3 protein-coding genes are annotated in these 1,418 nt (G+C 72.0%); all 3 read left to right on the top strand.

Features of this window, described 5'->3' with window-relative positions; genetic code table 11:
• A partial coding sequence (locus tag FV228_RS29725) for a glycosyltransferase family 2 protein (RefSeq protein ID WP_147857726.1) occupies positions 1–559 on the top strand: 559 nt, incomplete at its 5' end.
• A complete protein-coding gene (locus FV228_RS29720; RefSeq protein WP_147857725.1) occupies positions 553–888 on the top strand; it encodes a lipid-A-disaccharide synthase N-terminal domain-containing protein in 336 nt (111 codons plus the stop codon). The genes FV228_RS29725 and FV228_RS29720, both read left to right, overlap by 7 nt.
• A partial coding sequence (locus FV228_RS34565) for a pyridoxamine 5'-phosphate oxidase family protein (protein WP_246694076.1) occupies positions 885–1,418 on the top strand: 534 nt, incomplete at its 3' end. The genes FV228_RS29720 and FV228_RS34565, both read left to right, overlap by 4 nt.

Raw genomic sequence — 1,418 nt, 5'->3', positions numbered from 1 at the left:
GGCGGCGGTGCGCAGCGGCGTCCTGGCGGCCCGAGCGCCGATCGTCGCGACGCTGGACGGCGACGGCCAGAACGATCCGGCCTTCATCCCGGCCCTGCTCGCCGCCCTGGAAGCGGGGGGCGAACGGGCCGGCCTCGCCCAGGGGCAGCGACGTGGCCGCAAGGACGGGCGCTTCAAGATGCTGCAATCGCGCATCGCCAACGGCGTGCGCGGGCGCATCCTCAAGGACGCCACCCGGGACACCGGTTGCGGCCTGAAGGTCTTCCGCCGGGCGGTGTATCTCCGGCTGCCCTATTTCGACGCCCTGCACCGGTTCATGCCGGCCCTGGTGGTGCGCGAGGGGTTTTCGGTGGTCCACCACGACGTGATCGACCGGCCCCGGCTCACCGGCGTCTCGAATTACGGCCTGTTCGACCGGCTCTGGGTCGGGCTCCTCGACCTCGCCGGGGTCTGGTGGCTGATCCGGCGCAAGCGCGCCGACCCGCAACCGGCCGAGATCGCCGCCCCCGACACCGCCCCCGACACCGCCATGCCCGCAGACCAGGATGTCGGATGCTGATCCAGCTCGCGCACGATCTGCCGGACTATTTCTACGACGTGTTCGTCACCCGGCTCGATTTCTGGGTGGTGTTCGGCATCATCGCTCAGCTGGTGTTCGGCTCCCGCTTCATCCTGCAATGGATCGCCAGCGAGCGCGCCGGCCGGAGCGTGATGCCGCTCTCGTTCTGGTTCCTGTCGATCCTGGGCGGCCTGATGACCCTGGTCTACGGCTTCGTGCGCCGGGAACCGGTGATCATCATCGGCCAGGGCCTGTCCACCGGCATCTACCTGCGCAACCTCGCGCTGATCTTCCGCGAGCAGCGGCGACGTCGGAGCGACCCGGCATGACCCGCGCGCCCCTGCCGGCCTTCTACGACGACCTCGACGCCAGCTTCGCCGAGCTGTGGCGGCTCCTGGCGGATGGCGCCGCGCAGGGCCGGAGCGGCTTCCACCTGCCGGCCCTGGCGACCCTCGGGCCCGACGGTCCCCGGCTTCGCACGGTGGTGCTGCGCGCCGCCGACGCGGAATCCGGCATTCTGCGGTTCCACTGCGACCGCCGCTCCGACAAGGCCGCCGAGATCCGGGCGAACCCGGCCTGCGCGCTCGCCGCCTACGACGAGGCCCTGCGCTTCGACCCGCGCGACGCCGACGCGCAGGCCAACCGCTCCCTGGTCGCCCGGATGGTCGCCGAGGTTGTAGCTTGCCCGTTTTCCGCCGGTGCGGAACAGCGCGATCGCCTCGCCGTAGCGGCCGGCCTGGTACAGGGCGGTGGCGCGCCAGGCCGGATCGACGATCAGGTCGGCGGCGAGCCCCGGCAGGCCGAGCGCCATCAGCAGCCGCCCGAACCCGGTGCGGGGCTGCGAGACGGCGAGCAAGGC

Source organism: Methylobacterium sp. WL18, from assembly GCF_008040015.1.
Lineage (GTDB): Bacteria > Pseudomonadota > Alphaproteobacteria > Rhizobiales > Beijerinckiaceae > Methylobacterium > Methylobacterium mesophilicum.
The sequence above is the reverse complement of the archived record's forward strand: the minus strand, read 5'-3'. Positions and strand labels throughout refer to the sequence as shown.